The 17,272-nt window shown below is 68.7% G+C and carries 16 protein-coding genes; 12 read left to right on the top strand and 4 right to left on the bottom strand.

What is annotated here, in order from left to right; all coding sequences use genetic code 11:
* Window positions 1-27 precede the first annotated feature (27 nt).
* Window positions 28-1,422: a signal recognition particle-docking protein FtsY gene (gene ftsY / locus FBT96_RS15560; RefSeq protein ID WP_136908204.1), complete on the bottom strand. Its 1,395-nt coding sequence runs from the start codon at window positions 1,420-1,422 to the stop codon at window positions 28-30.
* A 343-nt stretch (window positions 1,423-1,765) separates the two neighbouring features.
* Here ftsY and FBT96_RS15555 point away from each other — a divergent pair, with 343 nt between their 5' ends.
* A complete protein-coding gene (locus tag FBT96_RS15555; RefSeq protein WP_249306519.1) occupies window positions 1,766-3,115 on the top strand; it encodes an alkane 1-monooxygenase in 1,350 nt (449 codons plus the stop codon).
* 68 nt (window positions 3,116-3,183) lie between these two features.
* Complete coding sequence (locus FBT96_RS15550) at window positions 3,184-3,594, top strand: hypothetical protein (protein ID WP_136908202.1); 411 nt, start codon at window positions 3,184-3,186, stop codon at window positions 3,592-3,594.
* Between the two features lie 112 nt (window positions 3,595-3,706).
* On the opposite strand, the gene xseA is transcribed toward FBT96_RS15550, so the two are convergent.
* Complete coding sequence (gene xseA, locus FBT96_RS15545; protein ID WP_136908200.1) at window positions 3,707-5,185, bottom strand: exodeoxyribonuclease VII large subunit; 1,479 nt, start codon at window positions 5,183-5,185, stop codon at window positions 3,707-3,709.
* 85 nt (window positions 5,186-5,270) lie between these two features.
* On the opposite strand from xseA, the gene purD reads away from it, so the two are divergent.
* The gene (purD, locus tag FBT96_RS15540) at window positions 5,271-6,533 is read left to right on the top strand and encodes a phosphoribosylamine--glycine ligase (protein ID WP_136908198.1); all 1,263 of its coding nucleotides are present in this window, start codon (window positions 5,271-5,273) and stop codon (window positions 6,531-6,533) included.
* 207 nt (window positions 6,534-6,740) lie between these two features.
* Here the strand turns inward: purD and FBT96_RS15535 are convergent, their stop codons facing one another.
* Window positions 6,741-8,120 (bottom strand): L-serine ammonia-lyase, encoded by a 1,380-nt coding sequence (locus FBT96_RS15535; RefSeq protein WP_136908196.1) that lies wholly within the window; start codon window positions 8,118-8,120, stop codon window positions 6,741-6,743.
* A 213-nt stretch (window positions 8,121-8,333) separates the two neighbouring features.
* Between FBT96_RS15535 and FBT96_RS15530 the strand changes: the two genes are divergently transcribed.
* From FBT96_RS15530 to FBT96_RS15495, 8 genes are all read left to right on the top strand, one after another.
* The gene (locus tag FBT96_RS15530; protein ID WP_136908194.1) at window positions 8,334-9,302 is read left to right on the top strand and encodes a Hint domain-containing protein; all 969 of its coding nucleotides are present in this window, start codon (window positions 8,334-8,336) and stop codon (window positions 9,300-9,302) included.
* A 101-nt stretch (window positions 9,303-9,403) separates the two neighbouring features.
* Window positions 9,404-10,189: a ribose-5-phosphate isomerase RpiA gene (rpiA, locus tag FBT96_RS15525; protein WP_013068105.1), complete on the top strand. Its 786-nt coding sequence runs from the start codon at window positions 9,404-9,406 to the stop codon at window positions 10,187-10,189.
* On the top strand, window positions 10,158-10,652 hold the full coding sequence (locus FBT96_RS15520) for a hypothetical protein (RefSeq protein WP_136908192.1): 495 nt from the start codon (window positions 10,158-10,160) through the stop codon (window positions 10,650-10,652). The genes rpiA and FBT96_RS15520 overlap by 32 nt, the downstream gene beginning before the upstream one ends.
* Before the next feature lie 46 nt (window positions 10,653-10,698).
* Window positions 10,699-12,051: a glutathione-disulfide reductase gene (gene gorA / locus FBT96_RS15515; protein WP_136908190.1), complete on the top strand. Its 1,353-nt coding sequence runs from the start codon at window positions 10,699-10,701 to the stop codon at window positions 12,049-12,051.
* A 65-nt stretch (window positions 12,052-12,116) separates the two neighbouring features.
* A complete protein-coding gene (gene hflK, locus FBT96_RS15510; protein ID WP_136908188.1) occupies window positions 12,117-13,292 on the top strand; it encodes an FtsH protease activity modulator HflK in 1,176 nt (391 codons plus the stop codon).
* Window positions 13,289-14,188 carry a protease modulator HflC gene (gene hflC, locus FBT96_RS15505; protein WP_249306524.1) on the top strand — a complete coding sequence of 300 codons (900 nt, stop codon included), beginning with the start codon at window positions 13,289-13,291 and terminating at the stop codon, window positions 14,186-14,188. Before hflK ends, hflC begins: the two co-directional genes overlap by 4 nt.
* Complete coding sequence (locus tag FBT96_RS15500; protein WP_055209750.1) at window positions 14,188-14,379, top strand: DUF2065 family protein; 192 nt, start codon at window positions 14,188-14,190, stop codon at window positions 14,377-14,379. The genes hflC and FBT96_RS15500 overlap by 1 nt, the downstream gene beginning before the upstream one ends.
* A gap of 122 nt (window positions 14,380-14,501) precedes the next feature.
* Window positions 14,502-15,992 (top strand): Do family serine endopeptidase, encoded by a 1,491-nt coding sequence (locus FBT96_RS15495; protein WP_136908184.1) that lies wholly within the window; start codon window positions 14,502-14,504, stop codon window positions 15,990-15,992.
* A 52-nt stretch (window positions 15,993-16,044) separates the two neighbouring features.
* Here the strand turns inward: FBT96_RS15495 and FBT96_RS15490 are convergent, their stop codons facing one another.
* On the bottom strand, window positions 16,045-16,635 hold the full coding sequence (locus FBT96_RS15490; RefSeq protein ID WP_136908182.1) for a peptidoglycan-binding domain-containing protein: 591 nt from the start codon (window positions 16,633-16,635) through the stop codon (window positions 16,045-16,047).
* 192 nt (window positions 16,636-16,827) lie between these two features.
* Here FBT96_RS15490 and fdxE point away from each other — a divergent pair, with 192 nt between their 5' ends.
* Window positions 16,828-17,151, top strand: coding sequence for a ferredoxin FdxE (gene fdxE / locus FBT96_RS15485; RefSeq protein ID WP_055209753.1), 324 nt, complete (start codon window positions 16,828-16,830; stop codon window positions 17,149-17,151).
* Window positions 17,152-17,272: the final 121 nt, after the last annotated feature.

The raw sequence follows: 17,272 nt of genomic DNA, 5'->3' as shown, positions 1-17,272 counted from the left end.
GCGCAACCGGCCCCCGTCTTCCCGGCGTCAGTCCTGGTCGATCCCCACCAGCGCGGCGGCGAATTCCTCCGGATCGAAGGGCGACAGATCGTCGATCTGCTCGCCCACGCCGATCGCATGGATCGGCAGGCCGAACTTGTCGGCCAGCGCCACCAGCACGCCGCCCTTCGCCGTGCCGTCCAGCTTCGTCATCACCAGCCCCGAGACATCGGAAATCTTGCGGAACACCTCGACCTGCATCAGCGCATTCTGCCCGGTCGTCGCATCCAGCACCAAAAGTGTGTTATGCGGCGCGGACTCGTCGATCTTGCGGATCACCCGCACGATCTTCGCCAGCTCCTCCATCAGGTCGGTGCGGTTCTGCAACCGCCCGGCGGTGTCGATCATCAACAGATCCACCCCCTCGGCCGTCGCGCGATTGAGCGCGTCAAAGGCCAGCGAGGCCGGGTCCGCCCCCTCGGGCGCGGTCATCACCGGCACCCCGGCGCGGGTGCCCCAGACCTTCAGCTGCTCGACCGCCGCGGCGCGGAAGGTGTCGCCCGCCGCGATGATCACCGACTTGCCCGCCGCACGAAACTGCGACGCCAGCTTGCCGATCGTCGTGGTCTTGCCCGAGCCGTTCACGCCCACCACCAGCACCACCTGCGGGCGGCGCGCATAAAGCGGCATCGGCCGCGCCACCGGCTCCATGATCCGCGCCACTTCGGCGGCCAGGATGTCCTTCAGCTCGGGCACGGAAAGCTTGCGCCCCATCCGCCCCTCGGCCAGGTTCGCCGTCACCCGAAGCGCCGTATCCACGCCCATGTCGGCGCCGATCAGCAGATCCTCGATGCTTTCGAGCATCGCATCATCGAGCACCCGGCGCGGCACGTCGGGACGGCTGACCAGACGGCCGAGCAGACCCGGATGCCCCGCCGCCGCGGCAGAGGCCACCGCGGACGCCACCACCGCAGGTTCGGTTTCCGCTTCGGGTTCGTGCTCGTGTTCGGGCTCCGGCTCAGACCCGCTGCCGCCGCGCCCCAGCAGACGCCCGAAGAACCCGCGTTTGGCAGGCTCGGGCTCCGCCGCGGGTTCGGGGTCCGCCACCGGCTCCGGTTCCGCCACGGGCGCAGGCTCCGGCTCCACCACAGCTACAGGCTCCGGTTCAGCCACAGGCTCGGGCTCCACCACAGCTACAGGCTCCGGTTCAGCCACAGGCTCGGGCTCTGCCACAGGCGCAGGCTCCGGCACGGGCGCGGGCGCGGGCTCCGGCACGGCCACAGGCTCCGGCGCCGCCACCGGCGCGACAGGGGCTTCGGCCACAGCTTCGGTTTCCGCCTCCGGCGTGGTGTCCGGGGCCTCGGCGATGATCGCGTCAAGCCCTTCCTCGATCTTCGAGGACGAGCGGGTCAGCCGGGACTTCAGCTTGTTGAAGAACGACATCGGAGCCTCCGTTTTGCAAATCCCTACCGGATCGGGGGGCAAGAGGGAAGGGAGAAGCCCGGATCGGCGCCTTTCCCCCGCGCGGCAGGGCCAAGGCGCGACTCGCCCGGCCGCGCGGCCCCCGGACCCGCCGGCGGTTTTCCGCCTCCCGCCGCCGCCGGGCAAAGGCGGCGCATCGCCACAGCGCCCGCCAATCCGCGGTTCCTGCGCGCAAAATCCACCCGCCTGCGGGCGTTTGCGCGAAAATCCGGCCTTGCGGCAAGTCGTCGCCCTGCGGTTTCCGCAAAGCCGTCTAAAGTGCGCGCTCAAGTCGGAGCCATCTCATGCCGGAGTAAACCGCATCATGACTGAAAAGCCCGCTGAACTGTCCTTCGCGAAATTCATGGTCGCCCTGCGCAGCCTGCGCAAGATCGGCCGCGAAACCCCCGACGTGGACACTTTCGCTCTCTTCGCCTTCACCCCCGTGCCGCTGATCTTCCTCGGCGCACTGTTCGGAGGCGTCTTCTCCTGGCTGGCCATCGCCTGGATCACGGTCGGCATCTTCGTGCTCGACCGCCGCGCGCCCAAGCCCACCCCCGACGCCCCCGAGGGCGCCGCCTTCCCGAAAGCCGACAAGCTGTCGTCGGCGCTCGCCATCACCCATTTCGTGCTGCTGCCGATCGTCGTCGCCTCGCTCGCGGGGTTTGCGGGCATCTCGACGATGGGCACGCTTGGCCTGATGATCGCCGCCGCGCTCTGGTTCGGGCAGGTCTCGAACGCGAACGCGCATGAGCTGATCCACCGCGCCGACCGCAAATTGTTCAACCTCGGCAAGTGGGTCTATATCTCGCTGCTTTACGGCCACCATGTTTCGGCGCATCGGCTGGTGCACCATGTCTCGGTGGCGACGCCCGCCGATCCGGCCACGGCGACGCTGGGCGAAAGCTACTGGACTTACGCCTCGCGCAGCTGGTCGGAATCGTTCAAGGCCGGTTACGCCAAGGAAAAGGCGATCATCGACGCGCGGGTGAAGGCCAATCCGGGCAAGCCGACGCTGCGGGAACGGCTCAACCGCATCAACCCCTATGCCACCTATGTTCTGGGCGGGCTGTGGTTCGTGATCGGCGCCGGGCTTCTGTTCGGCTCGGCCGGGTTTGCCAGCTTCCTGTTCCTCTGCGCGCTGACCCAGGCGCAGCTGATGCTGTCGGATTACGTGCAGCATTACGGCCTCGTGCGGCAGGAAACCGCGCCGGGCGAATATGAACCGGTGACGGCCGCGCACAGCTGGGACGCGATCGAGACCGGCTCGGCGCTGATGATGCTGAACGCGCCGCGCCATTCCGATCACCACGCCCATCCCGCGCGCCCCTATCCGGCGCTGCAACTGGGCGATCTGAAGGCGCCGGGCCGCCCGATCCTGCCGCACAGCCTGCCGGTGATGGCGATGCTGGCGCTGGTGCCCTCGCAATTCGCCAAGCTGATGGATCACCGCGTTCTGGCCGTGCGCAAGGGCGAAAGCGTCTACAGCGAGCCGAAGCCGAAGGCGGCCGCCGCGCCCGCTCCGGCGGCGACGGACGGCGAGACGCCTCTGGTGCTGACCGACGCCGAACCGGCCGAGGCCGCCCCCGCCGAGACCGCCCCCGCCGCGGCCGCTGCCCCGCAGGTTGCGCCCGCCGCCGCCGCCCCGGCGGAACGGGAAAAGGCCGAGGCCTGAAAAATCACGCAGGCGTGGCTTCCCACGCCTGCCCCGATCCGGCAAGCTGGGCGCAAAGGGAGACCCCGATGCGCCCAGTTCTCGTTTCGCTTGCCCTCGCCCTCGTCCCGCTTGCCGCGCTGGCCGAGGACATCGGCCCGCCGCTCACCGCCGCGCAATTCGACGCGCTGACGCTGGGCAAGACGATCACCTATTCCGCGGGCGACACCACCTACGGCATCGAGGAATACCGCCCCGGCCGCAAGGTCGTCTGGGCCTTTGCGGCGGGCGATTGCGAGGAAGGCGACTGGTTCCAGCAGGGCGAGCAGATCTGCTTCGATTACCACAATGCCGATGTGGGCCTGCAATGCTGGACCTTCCATCTGCAGGGCAACGCGCTTGTTGCCTGGTTCGAGGGCAAGCGCGACGGCGCCCCCCTCGTCTCGCTTGACACCAGCGCCGCCCCGCTCAACTGCCCCGGCCCGGAGGTCGGGGTCTGACAGGCCGCACCCGGCCCCGGCCTCGGCAAGAGGCGTATTTGAGCCAAGAAGAAACATCGGCTTCTTCTTGGTGCAAATACGCCCTTTCGCCGGGTTGTCCCGGGAAAGCCGCTCAGAACAGCGAGCCCTGATCGGGCGGGGGTTTCGCGGCTTTGCGGGGTTTGGCCGCCGGTTTCGGGGCGGGCGCAGGCGGCGGCGCATCGGCGGGGAGGACGCGCAAACGACCATCCTTAAATTCGATCTCGAGCGGCGCCAGCGCCGCCGCGGTGGCGGCGGTGGTCAGCACCTGATCAGCCGGGCCGCGCACCACCGCATAGCCGCGCCGCAGGGTTTCCTGATAGCCGAGCGTCTGCAGCATCGCGGCAAGCCGCGCGAACCGGTCCTGCGCGCGGGTCAGCCGGGCCTGCTCTGCGCGGCCGAGCCGGTCGGAGAGCCCCGCCAGCCGGTCGCGTTCGACCCGCAGATAGGTCTGCAACAACCGCGGCGAGATCCGGGCTTCGAGCGGCGCAAAGGCCGCGCGCTTGCGCACGACGACCATGCGCAGCGCGGGCAAGAGCCGGTCGGCGACGAGATCGAAGCGCTGCCGCCGCGGCCGGGTGATCGCCTCGGGGCGGCCGAGCGCGCGGGAGAGATCGGCCAGCCGCTGCGCCCGGCCGGCCATCCGGGTCTGTGTGGCGCGGCTGATCCGGGCCTGCATCTCGGAAAGCCGTGTGGCCAGTTCAGCCCGCACCGGCACCGCCATTTCCGCCGCCGCCGTGGGCGTGGGCGCCCGCCGATCCGCGGCGAAATCGATCAGCGTCGTGTCGGTTTCATGCCCCACCGCGGAAATCAGCGGGATCCGGCTCTCCGCCGCTGCCCGCACGACCACTTCCTCGTTGAAGCCCCAGAGGTCCTCGAGCGAGCCGCCGCCGCGCGCGACGATGATCAGATCGGGCCGCGGCAGCTTGCCCCCCGGCGCCAGCGCGTTGAAGCCGCGGATCGCCGCCGCCACCTCGGGCGCGCAGGCCTGGCCCTGCACCGCCACCGGCCAGATCAGCACCCGGCGCGGAAAGCGGTCGCGCAGCCGGTGCAGGATGTCGCGGATCACCGCCCCCGAAGGCGAGGTGATGACGCCGATCACCGCGGGCAGATACGGGATCGGCTTCTTGCGGGCGGGATCGAAAAGCCCCTCGGCCGTCAACGCCTTGCGCCGGGCCTCCAGCATCGCCATCAGCGCCCCCGCCCCCGCGGGTTCGACGTCATCGACGATCAGCTGGTATTTCGACTGCCCCGGAAAGGTGGTCAGCTTGCCGGTGGCGATGACCTCCATCCCCTCCTCGGGGCGGATCTGCATCCGCGCCACCTGCCCCTTCCAGCTGACCGCGGCGATCACCGCATTCGCATCCTTGAGGTCGAAATACAGGTGCCCCGAAGACGGACGGCTGACCCGCCCGACCTCGCCGCGCACCCGCACGCGACCGAATTCGCCCTCGATCACCCGCTTCACCGCGCCCGAGATTTCCGAGACGGTGAATTCGGGCGTGTTGCCGGAGGCGCTGTTTTCGGAGGGGCCGTTTTTCGAAGCGTCGGGGCCGTCGTCGAGGATATCCATGTTGCCTTGCCTGATGTGTCGCGAAACTTTAGAAGGCGCGAAAGCCAAGGCCAAGGGCCATTGCGGCCACAAACGGGGGAACCGCATGAACATTCTCATTCTGGGCAGCGGCGGGCGCGAACATGCGCTGGCCTGGGCGGTGAAGCAGAACCCGAAATGCGACCGGCTGATCGTCGCGCCCGGCAATGCGGGCATCGCGCAGCTGGCCGAGACCGCGACGATCGATCCCTGCGATCCGGCGGCGGTGCTGGCCTGCGTCGAGGAAAATGCCATCGATTTCGTCATCATCGGGCCCGAGGCGCCCTTGGCCGCGGGCGTGGCCGATGCGCTGCGGGCGGCGGGGGTGCTGACCTTCGGGCCCTCGGCCGCGGCGGCGCAGCTCGAGGCTTCGAAAGCCTTCACCAAGGAGATTTGCGACGCCTGCGGCGCGCCGACCGCCGCCTGGGCGCGGTTCAAGGATCTTGAGGCCGCGCTGGCCTATGTCCGGGCGCAGGGCGCGCCGATCGTCGTCAAGGCCGATGGTCTGGCGGCGGGCAAGGGCGTGATCGTGGCGATGACGCTGGCCGAGGCCGAGGCCGGGCTGCGCGAGATCTTCGGCGGCGCTTTCGGCGCGGCCGGGGCCGAGGTGGTGATCGAGGAGTTCATGGCGGGCGAGGAAGCGAGCTTCTTCATCCTCTCGGACGGGGCGAACGTGCTGCCGGTCGGCACCGCGCAGGACCACAAGCGGGTGGGCGACGGCGACACCGGCCCGAACACCGGCGGCATGGGCGCCTATTCCCCCGCCCCGGTGCTGAGCGCGGCGATCCAGGAGCAGGTGCTTACGGAAATCGTCCGCCCGACGGTGGCGGAAATGGCGCGCCGCGGCAGGCCGTTTCAGGGCGTGCTTTACGCCGGGCTGATGATCGAGAACGGCCGGGCGCGGCTGGTCGAATACAACGTCCGCTTCGGCGATCCGGAATGCCAGGTGCTGATGGCGCGGCTGGGCGGTCAGGCGCTCGACCTGCTGCAGGCCTGCGCCGAGGGGCGGCTTGACCAGATCACCGCGCAATGGGCCGAGGATTGCGCGCTCAGCGTGGTGATGGCGGCGCGCGGCTATCCGGGCGCTTACGAAAAGGGCAGCGAGATCAGGGGCCTCGACGCCCTGCCCGAGACCTCCTCGCAGATGGTCTTCCATGCCGGAACGACGGCGAAAGACGGCAGGATCCTTGCCACCGGCGGGCGCGTGCTGAACGTCACCGCCCGCGGCGCGACATTGGCCGAGGCGCAAGAACGCGCCTATGCGATGATCGATGCGATCGACTGGCCCGAGGGCTTCTGCCGCCGCGACATCGGCTGGCGCGCGCTCTGACCCCAAGACGCGCCAGGGGGCTCTGCCCCCCTCTTGGCCTTCGGCCAATTCACCCCCCGGGATATTTGCGCCAAGGTGAAAGCAGGCCCGGGTCTGCCTTTCACCTTGGAAAAATATCCCGGGGGAGCCCGCTTGCGGGCGGGGGCAGCGCCCCCGAAGCGCCCGACGCGCGGCGGGCTTGCCCGCCCAAGGAGGGCGCCCCCCCTCTCAGCAGTTCGGCACGTTCACCGCCAGACCGCCAAGGCTCGTTTCCTTGTAATGTGCATGCATGTCGCGCCCGGTCTGCCGCATCGTCTCGATCGCGGCATCGAGCGGCACGAAATGCGTGCCGTCGCCGCGCAGCGCCAAGCTCGCCGCCGAAATCGCCTTGATCGCGCCCAGCCCGTTGCGTTCGATGCAGGGCACCTGCACCAGACCCTTCACCGGATCGCAGGTCATGCCCAGATGATGCTCCAGCGCGATCTCGGCCGCGTTCTCGATCTGCTCGGGACTGCCGCCCAAGACCGCCGCAAGCCCCGCCGCCGCCATCGCCGCCGCCGAGCCGACCTCGGCCTGACAGCCGCATTCGGCGCCCGAAATCGAGGCATTGGTCTTGATGATGCCCCCCACCGCCGCCGCCGTCAGCAGGAAATCCCCCACCTGTGACCCGCTTGCCCCGGGCACGTGATCCAGCCAGTAGCGGATCACCGCGGGCACCACGCCCGCCGCGCCATTCGTCGGCGCCGTCACCACCTGCCCGCCGGCCGCGTTTTCCTCGTTCACCGCCATCGCGTAGCAGGAAATCCAGTCGTTGATCGTATGCGGCGCCACCAGGTTCAGACCGCGTTCGGCCTCGAGCGCGGCATGGATCGCCTTTGCCCGCCGCTTCACCTTCAGCCCGCCGGGCAGCACACCCTCGGTCCCCAGCCCGCGCGTCAGGCAATCGTTCATCACCTGCCAGACCCGCGAAAGCCCCGCCTCGATCTCCGCGTCGGAGCGGAACCGGCGTTCATTGCGGCGCTTCATCTGCGCGATCGTCAGCCCCGAAGCCTGCGCCATCGCCAGCATCTCATCCGCCTTGCGGAACGGATAGGGCACCGGCGCGGGCGCGGCGAGCGCCTTGTCATCCACCGCCGCATGTTCCGCCTCGGTCAGCACGAACCCGCCGCCGATCGAATAAAAGGTCTCGCGCAGGATCACGTCGCCCTCGGCGTCGCGGGCCTCGATCACCATGCCGTTCGCGTGGCCGGGCAACGGGTGGCCGTAATCGAAGATCAGATCGTGCTCGGGGTCGAACTGCAACGGCGCCAGCCCGGGCGGCGTCAGCATGTGGCTCTCGCGGTTCGCCGCCAGCGCCGCCTCGGCCTTTTCGGCCTCGTAGCTTTCGGGCAGGAACCCGGCAAGGCCGAGGATCGTCGCGCGGTCGGTGGCGTGGCCCTTGCCGGTGAAGGCGAGCGAGCCGTAAAGCCGCACCCGCAGATGGCGCGGATGAAACGGCGAGGCGCGCAGCATGTCCAGAAACCGCCCCCCCGCCACCATCGGCCCCATCGTATGCGAGGAGGACGGCCCGACGCCCACCTTGAAGATGTCGAAAACGCTCAGAAACATGGCGCACTCCCTTTGCCGCCATGCTGCCCTGTCGCGCCCCGCGACGAAAGCGCGAAAGCGACATTTGCGCGCACGCAAGCGGTGCCCCGGCCACCTTCCCGGCCCGCCGGTCCGGTCCGCACTGGCGGGCGCCGCAAAATTCGCTAAACAGGTTAACATGTTAAGCGCTGTTTCATCGGTTCTGGCGATACTGTCGCAAAGGCAGGAGGTGCCATGCCCACACTCTGTTTCTGGCCGCTGACCGAGGTCACCTCCTCCGGTCCGGATCCTTTCGGCGCGGTGCCCGGCACCGAGGACGCCGCGCTGGGGCGGGCCCATTTCGTCTTGCGCCCCGGGGCGGCGATGCGGTTCATCGACCTGCCCGAGGCGGACGGGGCGGACCCGGACGGCGCCGCGATCGAACCCGATGTGTCCTATCTGATCCGCCCGCTCGCCTCGGAGGATGTGGCCGATACGCAGGTCGTGCATCTGATCGACACCCCCGCCACCGGGCGCGGGCTGGCGGCGTCCGAACGGCTGAAGCCCGGCCGGGCCTATCGCATCACCGGGCTCGAGACCGAGGGGATGCTGACCCCCTTTGCCAGCCAGGCGATCTGCTTTGCCGCCGGAACGCTGATCGCCACCCGGCGCGGCCCGAAACCGGTCGAGGATCTGGGGCCGGAGGATCGGCTGCAGACCTCGGACAATGGCTACCGGCCGGTGCAATGGGTCGGGCGCTGGCGCGTCGGCGGCCTGGGGGCGACGGCGCCGGTGCGCTTTGCCCCCGGCGTTCTGGGCAATGACCGGGCCCTGTTTCTGTCCGGGCAGCACCGGGTGCTGATCCGCCCGGCCACCGGTCCGCTTGCCGGAGAGGAGGTGCTGGTCGCCGCCAAGGCGCTGGTCGGCCTGCCCGGCGTCGCCCGCGCCCCCAGGGCACGGGTGGAGTGGGTGCATGTGATGATGCCGACGCATGAGGTGATCTTTGCCGAAAACGCCCGCGCCGAAACCATGCTGGCCGGGCACAAGACGATGAGCGTGCTGGAACCCACACAGGCGCTGGCGCTGCGCCAGAGCCTGTCGAGCGATCCTTTCACCGGCCTGCCCGCGCGGCCGATCGTGCCCACGCCCAAGGTCGCGAAGCTGATCTTGCAGCACCGCCGCGGTCACAGCCCGCTGGAAAGCGCGGGGCTGGTGCGGCGCTGACCGCCCGCGCCCCGGGTCGGGTGCAAAAAGACCTCGCATGGGCATCGGGGCTTGGCTATAACGGCGCGCAAAGATCCGCATCCCGTCCGACAGGAGCCGCCATGCCCGCCGAGCTTTCCCCCATCGACAAGGCGAAATTCGCCGCCGCGCGCCGTGCCGTCGATTTCGTCGAGGACGGGATGAAGGTCGGTCTTGGCACCGGCTCCACCGCCGCCTGGATGGTGCGCTGCCTGGGCGAGCGCGTGCGCGAGGAAGGGCTGCGCATCGTCGGCGTGCCGACAAGCTCGCGCACCGCGGATCTGGCACGGCAGATCGGCATCTCGGTCGTCGGTCTGGACGAGGCGAAATGGCTCGATCTGACGATCGACGGCGCCGATGAATTCGACGCGCAGCTGCAGCTGATCAAGGGCGGCGGCGGCGCGCTGTTGCAAGAAAAGATCGTCGCCACGGCGTCCGACCGGATGATCGTGATCACCGATGCGTCAAAGGAAGTGGTGAACCTGGGCGCCTTTCCGCTGCCGGTCGAGGTCGTGCCCTTTGGCTGGCAGACCACCCGCGCCTTGATCGAGGAAATGCTGATCGCCACCGATGTTCTGGGGCGGCAGACGACGCTGCGGCTGAATGGCACGCAGCCCTACATCACCGACGAGGGTAACTATATCGTCGATCTGCACCTTAACCGCATCGGCAACGCGCGGGCTTTGGCGGTGGCGCTCAACCAGATCCCCGGCGTGGTCGAGAACGGGCTGTTCATCGACATCTGCGACATGGTGATCATTGGCGGCGCCGAGGGCCAGGTCGAGCTGCGCGATATCAACGCGGGCACGATTGCCCATGAACGGATCGATTTTGCCGATGACGAGAACATCTTCGCCGACCTCGACTGAGACCCGCCCGGATCTGGTGATCCCCGGCCGGTCGGTGCTGCCGCTGGTGATGGGGGCGGTGATCGGCCTCATCGGCGTGGTGCAGATCATCACGCCGATCCTGACCTTGGCCGCGTTTTTCGGCGAAGGCTTTCGCGACGACATGATCCTGAACGCGATCGTCGGCGCGGTCGGCGCGACGCTGTGCTTCTATCTCGCCTGGGTGGTGCTTTCCGTGCCGCGTCCGGTGCTGGTCTTCCGCGCCGACCGGGTCGAGATCGGCAAGCTTTTCGGCAAATACGCCACCGTCCCCTATGCCGAGATCACCGGCGAGGGCGCCCCTGCCCCGGCCACAAAGGCGCCCGCGCGGCAGCGCGAGCTGTCGGTGCCCGGCTGGGTGATGACGGCCGAGGAAAACGCCGCCTGGCAGGCGGAACTGGTCGCGCGGGCGCCTGCCCTTGCCGGAACCGGGTCGCGGGGCTAAGTCCTTGGGCGCGGCCGCTGCGGTCGCGGCTTCGAAAGGACGGCAGATGAGCTTCGATTTCGACCTCTTCGTGATCGGCGGGGGATCGGGCGGCGTGCGGGCGGCCCGCATCGCGGCAGGCCATGGCGCGCGCGTGGCGCTGGCCGAAGAGGATCGGATGGGCGGCACCTGCGTCATCCGCGGCTGCGTGCCGAAAAAGCTGATGGTTTTCGCGTCGGGCATGCCTGCCGCCGTGGCCGAGGCCCGCGCCTATGGCTGGGATGCAAGCCTGGGCGGCTTCGACTGGGGCGCGTTTCGGGCCAAGCTGCATGCGGAACTGGACCGGCTGGAGCGGATCTACCGCGCCGGGCAGCAGAATGCAGGCGTCACCGTTCACAACAGCCGCGCCACGGTGAAGGGCCCGCATGAGGTGCAACTGGCCGATGGCCGGGTGATCCGCGCCAAACATATCCTGATCGCGGTGGGCGGGCGGCCTTTCGTGCCCGCGTTTGAAGGCGCCGAGCATGTGCTGACCTCGAACGACCTCTTTCACCTGCCCGAGCTGCCCAAGCGCCTGCTGATCGTCGGCGGCGGCTATATCGCGTCCGAATTCGCCTGCGTCTTCAACGGGCTGGGGGTTGCGGTGGCGCAATGGAACCGCTCGCCCCTGTTGCGCAGTTTCGACACCGAATGCCGCGATCTGATCGTGACGCAGATGAAGGCGCGGGGCATCGACGTGCATGAAAACGTGGTGATCGACCGGGTGAGCCGGACCGCGACAGGCGTTGTCGCCCATTGCGGCGATGGCCGGTCGCAGGAATTTGACGCCGTGGTTTACGCCACCGGCCGGGTGCCGAACACCGCCGGGCTGGGGCTGGAAACGGCAGGCGTCAAGCTTGGCCCGAATGGCGCGGTGATCGTCGATCAATGGTCGCAGACGAATGTCCCCTCGATCTTTGCCGTGGGCGATGTGACCGACCGGATCAACCTGACCCCCGTCGCGATCCGCGAGGGTCATGCCTTTGCCGACACGATCTTTGGCGCCACCCCGCGGGTGACCGATCATGATCTCGTCGCCTCGGCGGTCTTCACCCGGCCCGAATTCGGCACCTGCGGCCTGTCCGAGGAAGCCGCCCGCAAAGCGGGCCCGATCGAGGTTTATACCAGCGCCTTCAAGCCGATGCGCTCGGCCTTTGCCGGGGCGGAGGACCGCGTCTTGATGAAACTGATCGTCTGCAAGGACACGCGCAGGGTGCTGGGCTGCCACATCGTCGCGCCCGAGGCGGGCGAGATGATCCAGATGGCCGCGATCGCGATGAAGATGGGCGCGACCAAGGAGCAATTCGACGCCACCTGCGCCGTGCATCCGACGATGGCCGAGGAACTGGTGACGATGCGCGCCCCCACCCGGCATTCCTGAGCGAAGCGGTTGACATTGCGCAAACAATCCCCACTTCGGGGCAAGGACATTCGAAAGAGGACAGCATGACCAACGGAGGACCCTGGGGCTCGGGTGGCGGTGACGACCGCGAGCCGCCGCGCCGCCCCGGCCCGCGCCGGCCCAATGACAGCGCGCCGATTCCCGAAATCGACCAGATCGTGAGGAAAGGCACCGAGCAGCTGCGCGTCCTGATGGGCGGGCGCGGCGGTCCGGGCCGCCCCGGCGGCGGGCGCGATGACGGCCCGGCCTTCACGCTGGGCACGATCGCCATCGGCGCGGTGGCGCTGGCCGCGGTCTGGGCCTGGAGCTCGTTTTACACGGTGCAGCAGAACGAACGCTCGATCGAGCTGATGTTCGGCAAATACCATGCCACCGGCAACCCGGGTCTGAACTTCGCGCCCTGGCCCGTGGTGTCGAAAGTGGTGATCCCGGTCACCGACGAACGCACCACCGAGGTCGGCACCGGCCGCAGCCGCGCCATCGGCACCTCGGAAAGCAGCGACGGCGTGTTCTCGGCGAACCGCAGCAGCGATTTCGTCACCGATTCCGGGCTGATGCTGACGCGCGACCAGAATATCGTCGATGTCAGCTACCAGATCGTCTGGAACGTCTCGGATCCGTCGAAATTCCTGTTCAACCTGGCCGACCCGGAAGACACGATCCGCGCCGTCAGCGAATCCGCGATGCGCGACATCATCGCGCGCTCGGAACTGGCGCCGATCCTGAACCGCGACCGCGGCGTGATCGCCACCGATCTGCGCGCCGCCGTGCAGGGCACGCTCGACAGCTATGCCGCGGGCATCAACATCGTGCGGGTGAACTTCAACCGCGCCGATCCGCCGCGCGAGGTGATCGACAGTTTCCGCGACGTGCAGGCCGCACAGCAGGAACGCGACAAGCTGGAAAAAGAAGCCGACGCCTATGCCAACCAGGTGACGGCGGGCGCCCGCGGTCAGGCCGCGCAGCTGGTGCAGCAGGCCGAGGCCTATCGCGCCGAAGTGGTCAACGACGCCCAGGGTCAGGCCGCGCGCTTCACCTCGGTCTATGAGGAATACCGCAAGGCCCCCGAGGTGACGAAACGGCGGATGTTCTATGAAACCATGAGCACGACGCTGGGCGGCGTGAACAAGGTGGTGATCGACGGGCAATCGGGCACGGTGCCCTATCTGCCGCTGGACCGGCTGCGGCCGGTGCAGCCGACGACCGGGGGGACGAACTGATGAAGGTGCAAATCCTGATCCCGCTCGCCATCATCGCCGTGGGGCTGGGCCTGTCGTCGATCTACACGGTCGATGAACGCGAAAAGGCGCTGGTGCTGCAATTCGGCGAAGTGACCGCGGCGCGGACCGAGCCGGGGATCGGCTTCAAGATCCCCTTCGTGCAGAATGTGGTGAAATATGATGACCGGATCATCAGCCTGACCACGCAACCGCTGGAGGTCACGCCGCTCGACGACCGTCGTCTGGTGGTCGATGCCTTCGCGCGCTGGCGCATCGTCGATGCGGTGAAATTCCGCGAAGCCGTGGGCGATGGCGGCGAAAGCTTCGCCAAGAACCGGCTGGATGGCATCCTGAACAATGCGATCCGCGAAGTCATGGGCTCGGTGCCCTCGACGGCGGTTCTGTCGAACGACCGCACGGCGCTGATGAACAAGATCCGCGACATCGCGAAACGCGAGGCGAATGCGCTGGGTGTCGATGTGATCGACGTGCGGCTGACGCGCACCGACCTGCCCGAGCAGAACCTGGCCGCGACCTATGCGCGGATGCGGGCGGAACGCGAACGCGAGGCGGCGGATGAACGCGCCCGCGGGGGCGAGGCGGCGCAGCGGGTGCGGGCCACGGCCGATCGCGAGGTGGTGGAGCTCACCTCGGAAGCGCGCAAGCAGGCGGAAATCGTGCGCGGTCAGGCGGATGCCGAACGCAACCGGATCTATGCCGAAGCCTACGGCAAGGACGAAAGCTTCTTCGCCTTCACCCGGGCGCTGCAGTTCTATGGCGAAAGCCTGAAGCCGGGCACCTCCTCGCTGGTGACGGAACCGGGCAGCCTTTACTTCGACTATGAGCGCTTCGTGAAATCGCTTGCGGCGGATGCCCCGCCTGCGGCCGGAAACTGATGGCGGCGGTTTTCACCGCTCTGGGCCTTGTGCTCGTGATCGAGGGGCTGGCACTTGTGCTGGCCCCTTCGCGCATCCTCGAGGTGCTGGCGCTTCTGGCCAGCATCGGCCCCGTGGGGCGGCGCCGGATCGGCCTTGCGGCGGTGGCTGCGGGCGTCGGCGTCGTCGCACTGGTCCATGCCTTCACCTGAGCCTCTCGCTCCTCTCACATCGAAGTGACGCCCCGCGACGGGCTTTCATTTGAACGGCGTGACGCTTACGCTTTTATTCAAGGTCAAGCCGGAGCACCGGCCAAGGACCACGGGAGACCCGCATGACCAAGACCCCTCTTTCGCTGACCACCCCGCGCCTCGCCCGACCGATCCTGATGGCGGCGCTGCTCTCGACCGCGCTGGCCCTGTCGCCCGTGGCGATGAGCCCGGCGCTGGCGGGCCCGGTGCCCGAAAGCTTCGCCGATCTGGTGGTGCAGGTGAAACCGGCGGTGGTGATGATCACCACCTCGACCACGGTGTCCGAACCCGCGGGCGGCCTGCCGAGCTTTCCGCCGGGCTCGCCCTTCGAGGAGTTCTTCAAGGAATTCGGCATGCCGAACGGGCCGCAGGGCGGGCCGCAGCGCCAGCACCGCGCCGATGCGCTGGGGTCGGGCTTTGTCATCTCGGCCGACGGCTACATCGTGACGAACAACCACGTCATCAAGGGCGAGGATGGCACCGCCGTCGCCGATGAAATCTCGATCGAATTCGCCGATGGCAAGAAGCTTGACGCGAAGATCGTCGGCACCGATCCGAAGACCGACATCGCGCTTTTGAAGGTCGAGAGCAAGGAGCCCCTGCCCTTCGTCAGCTTCGGCGACAGCGACACGATGCGCGAGGGCGACTGGGTGATGGCGATGGGCAACCCGCTGGGTCAGGGCTTCTCGACCTCGGTCGGCATCGTCTCGGCGCGCAACCGGGAATTGTCGGGCACCTATGACGACTACATCCAGACCGATGCCGCGATCAACCGCGGCAACTCGGGCGGGCCCTTGTTCAGCATGGACGGCAAGGTGATCGGGGTGAACACCGCGATCCTGTCGCCCAATGGCGGCTCGATCGGGATCGGCTTTTCGATGGCCTCGAACGTGGTCTCGAAGGTGGTGGGGCAGCTGCAGGAATTCGGCGCCACCCGGCGCGGCTGGCTGGGCGTGAAGATCCAGGACGTCACCCCCGACATGGCCGAGGCGATGAACCTTGCGACGCCCGAGGGCGCGATGGTGTCGGAAGTGCCCGAGGGCCCGGCCAGGGTGGCGGGGATGAAATCGGGCGACGTGATCATCAGCTTTGCCGGGGCGCCGGTGAAGGACACGAAATCGCTGACCCGCCGCGTCGCCGATGCGCCGGTGGGCGAGGCGGTCGATGTGGTGGTGATGCGGGCGGGCAAGCCGGTGACGCTGCAGGTGACGCTGGGGCAGCGCGAACTGGCCGAAAGCAGCGAGACGGCGGCGGGCGGCACGGCTCCGGCGCTGGCGGGCGGCTCGGTGCTGGGCATGGCGCTCTCGCCGATCACCGATGCGATGCGGGCCGAGCGCAACCTGCCCGAGGATCTGACCGGGCTGATGGTGACCGATATCGACGCGACCGGGGCGGCGTTCGACAAGGGGCTGCGGGCGGGGGATGTGATCGTCGAGGCCGGGCAGCAGCCGGTGCTGACGCTCGAAGATCTGCAGGCGCGGGTGGCCGAGGCGAAGGAGGGCGGGCGCAAATCGGTGCTCTTGCTCATTCGCCGCGACGGCGAGCCGCGTTTCGTCGCGGTGCCGCTGCAATAGGCGGCCGCCACCAGCTGAACACGGAAAGGCACCCCTCGGGGTGCCTTTTGCGTCAGGGCGTTGCCAGCCAGGAGACGACGCCCATTTCCCGCGCCGCGCGCAGCGAAAGCTCCGCGCTGAGCAAGCCGCGCTGGGTCTGATAGCGGCGGATCGCCTCGCGCGTGGCGGCGCTCATCTGCCCGTCGAGCGGCCCCGCGTAAAGCCCGCGCACCCAGAGCGCGCGCTGCAGCACCGCGATGCGGGCGGTGGTCATCTCGGCGGCGCAGACCGAGGCGAACCACATCCGCCCCCCGCCCGAGACGATGCGCGCCTGCGTCGTGGTGCGGTAGCGGGCCGGGGCCAGTACCGCGCCGGTTTTCGGATCGCGGTCCTCGGGTTCGACCAGCACATGTTCGGTGACGGTCTCGACCACGGCGGGGCGGCGTTCCTCGGTGAAACAGCCCTTCGCCTCGGGGCCGGGGGGGGATTTCAGCCACTCGCCCGCCAGCGAATTGGCCGGCGGGGCGATGATCGGCACCGGTGCCTCCGCGGCCTCGCCCCTTGGCTTGTCGGCGGTGGCCGGGGCCTCGGCCCCGGTGCATCCCGCAAGGGCCGCGCAAAGCGCCAGCAGGGCAAGGGTCGGGCAAGGCAGGCAAAAGGTCATGGCGGGTCCGGGTCGATGTCGGCGCGACCATAGCGGCTTTGGCCTGCGCCGCAAAGGGGCGGCGCGGCGGGCGGCGGGCCAGGCCCGCGGGGGGAGGGCAGCAAGGATGCGGCCAAGCGGCTCTGGCAATGGCGCCGCCTTTGTCCTAAAGGGAAAGCGAACCCAGCGCAGCCACAGGCACACGAGGATTTCATGGCGAAGATCATCTTCATCGAACACAATGGCACCCGTCACGAGGTGGAAGCGAAACCGGGTCTGACGGTGATGGAAGCCGCGCGCGACAATGGCGTGCCGGGCATCGACGCCGATTGCGGTGGCGCCTGCGCCTGTTCGACCTGCCACGCCTATGTCGATCCGGCCTGGGTGGACAAGCTGCCCAAACCCCTGCCCACCGAAACCGACATGATCGATTTCGCCTATGAGCCGAACCCCGCGACCTCGCGGCTGACCTGCCAGATCAAGGTCACCACGCTGCTCGACGGCCTCGTGGTGCATCTGCCCGAAAAGCAGATCTGACCCCCGCCAGAAGAGATTTCGCCTTGGCGCAGCCAAGGCGACCCGGGGGGGGGGGGGGGGGGGGGGGGGGGGGGGGGGGGGGGGGGGGGGGGGGGGGGGGGGGGGGGGGGGGGGGGGGGGG

This window comes from Rhodobacter capsulatus (assembly GCF_005144475.1).
In the GTDB taxonomy this organism is placed as follows: domain Bacteria; phylum Pseudomonadota; class Alphaproteobacteria; order Rhodobacterales; family Rhodobacteraceae; genus Rhodobacter; species Rhodobacter capsulatus_C.
This window is presented reverse-complemented; position numbering and strand designations above follow the sequence as displayed.

Coding starts and splice junctions, on each gene's coding strand:
- xseA (WP_136908200.1), bottom strand. CDS start 5,185: ATGGATATCCTCGACGACGGCCCCGACGCTTCGAAAAACGGCCCCTCC.
- rpiA (WP_013068105.1), top strand. CDS start 9,404: ATGCCCGCCGAGCTTTCCCCCATCGACAAGGCGAAATTCGCCGCCGCG.
- purD (WP_136908198.1), top strand. CDS start 5,271: ATGAACATTCTCATTCTGGGCAGCGGCGGGCGCGAACATGCGCTGGCC.
- FBT96_RS15520 (WP_136908192.1), top strand. CDS start 10,158: ATGACGAGAACATCTTCGCCGACCTCGACTGAGACCCGCCCGGATCTG.
- fdxE (WP_055209753.1), top strand. CDS start 16,828: ATGGCGAAGATCATCTTCATCGAACACAATGGCACCCGTCACGAGGTG.
- FBT96_RS15530 (WP_136908194.1), top strand. CDS start 8,334: ATGCCCACACTCTGTTTCTGGCCGCTGACCGAGGTCACCTCCTCCGGT.
- FBT96_RS15495 (WP_136908184.1), top strand. CDS start 14,502: ATGACCAAGACCCCTCTTTCGCTGACCACCCCGCGCCTCGCCCGACCG.
- hflK (WP_136908188.1), top strand. CDS start 12,117: ATGACCAACGGAGGACCCTGGGGCTCGGGTGGCGGTGACGACCGCGAG.
- FBT96_RS15550 (WP_136908202.1), top strand. CDS start 3,184: ATGCGCCCAGTTCTCGTTTCGCTTGCCCTCGCCCTCGTCCCGCTTGCC.
- ftsY (WP_136908204.1), bottom strand. CDS start 1,422: ATGTCGTTCTTCAACAAGCTGAAGTCCCGGCTGACCCGCTCGTCCTCG.
- FBT96_RS15500 (WP_055209750.1), top strand. CDS start 14,188: ATGGCGGCGGTTTTCACCGCTCTGGGCCTTGTGCTCGTGATCGAGGGG.
- gorA (WP_136908190.1), top strand. CDS start 10,699: ATGAGCTTCGATTTCGACCTCTTCGTGATCGGCGGGGGATCGGGCGGC.
- FBT96_RS15490 (WP_136908182.1), bottom strand. CDS start 16,635: ATGACCTTTTGCCTGCCTTGCCCGACCCTTGCCCTGCTGGCGCTTTGC.
- FBT96_RS15555 (WP_249306519.1), top strand. CDS start 1,766: ATGACTGAAAAGCCCGCTGAACTGTCCTTCGCGAAATTCATGGTCGCC.
- FBT96_RS15535 (WP_136908196.1), bottom strand. CDS start 8,120: ATGTTTCTGAGCGTTTTCGACATCTTCAAGGTGGGCGTCGGGCCGTCC.